The organism is bacterium (assembly GCA_030654305.1).
Classification (GTDB): domain Bacteria; phylum Krumholzibacteriota; class Krumholzibacteriia; order LZORAL124-64-63; family LZORAL124-64-63; genus PNOJ01.
Map to the genome: position 1 here is coordinate 1 of JAURXS010000506.1, position 1,545 is coordinate 1,545.

The 1,545-nt window shown below is 72.7% G+C and carries 1 protein-coding gene; it reads right to left on the reverse strand.

The features are described 5' to 3' along the window. Positions 1 to 879 (reverse strand): hypothetical protein (locus tag Q7W29_14410; GenBank protein ID MDO9173014.1); only part of this gene is annotated, 879 nt, incomplete at its 3' end. Between the last annotated feature and the right edge of the window lie 666 nt (positions 880 to 1,545).

Below are 1,545 nucleotides of genomic sequence, written 5' to 3' on the forward strand. Positions count from 1 at the left end.
CGCGCCCCCGATGTCCCAGTCCCGCAACCGCACCCGCGCCGTGACCCGGCTCGGCAGCAGCGGCAGCTTGCGCAGCACGATCTCGGCCTCGAACTCGTCGCTGACCCAGAAGTCGCCCTCCTGGCGCTGCTTCCAGGTGAAGCGCGGCACGTCGGCCACGAACAGGGGCGCCGGCGAGGGGCCGGCCAGGCGGCCCTCCATGCGGCGGATCACCAGGTCGCCGTAGTCGATCCAGACGGTGCCCGCGATGCCGGGGCTGAAGCTGTTGCGGGGCTCGAACCCGATGGCGAACACGAGGCGGTCGCCGATCAGGCGGCGCTCGAGGATCTCGTAGCTGTAGCGGTCGCCGGAGGTCAGCAGGAACGGCATGTCCATCGCGAGGTCGCCGGCCTCCTCGCTCCACTCGCGCCCGATGTCGGTGTCGAGCTCGTCCTTCTCCAGCTTCCCGTCCCGGTACTCGCGCTCGGCGCGCCGCAGCCGGGCGGAGCGCCGCTCGCCGTCGCGGTCGACGGACAGGCGCGAGGCCTCGCTGATCACGGTGCGGTGGCCGAGGGTGTCGGCGCGGTCGTCGTGGAAGATCTCGGTGCGGCTGATCGCGGTGACGGCGTAGGCGCCCAGGCGCCGCTCGTCCCGGCGCATGCGCTCGCCGATGAGGCGCACCAGCTCGCTGACCTTCAGCCGCGGCGCGGTCACCGTGACGGTGTCGGCGACGGCGTCGGCGGTGTCGAGCCAGGGGTCGTCGGAGGCGAAGGCGGTGGAATCCGCCGGTACGGCCGCGGGCCGGGAGTCCGCGGGTGCAGCCCACGACGAGCCGGGGTGCGAAGCCGACAGGGTCGCGACGATGACGACCGCTTGGATCGCTCGACCTGCAGTGATCACGCCCGCCGCCTTGGTCGCCTGGTGCTGCTCACGCGTTCCTGGCCCGCAACATCGATTCTACCTCGCCATCGGGCAGATGCAACCGCGTCAGCGAGTTATCCACACACTTGCGTTGGTCGGCGGGAACGAGGAAGCGGGCCGGCCCCTGCATCGACCAGGGAGGCGTCGTCCGGGCGGTCGCGGATCCCTCGTCCGATACGCGGGATGTGCGTCGCCTGATCCCGACCGCGGGCCGCGGCAGCCCTCGTCATCCGCGCGGCCGGCCCTGCCCTGTCCAGGGCAAGGGCGGGGCCGCGGCGACCGGTCGGCCCCCCGTCGCCCGCCATCGGGCCCTGGCCCGCCACAGGGAGGCGATTCGCACCGGAGACCGCCGAATGGGATGGCCGCCGGGAGTGTCGCCCCGGCGCGACCCGCCGCCGGATCCGTCAACGCAGGGCGGCGGCCAACGCGGTCAGGGCGGCCAGGATCAGAATCCTACGAGCGGTCATGTCGTTCTCCCCCTTACTATGTGGGGCCGGGCCGAGATGCCGCCCGGCGTGGCGTGGCGTGTCGCAAAGCCGGGAGGGACCCTGCCAGTGGACAAGAAGCGATTCCAGGCCGACGTCGTGCTGCTGGTCTGCACCCGCAAGGACGGCGTCTGCGGCAAGAAGGGCGCCCGCCTGCGCG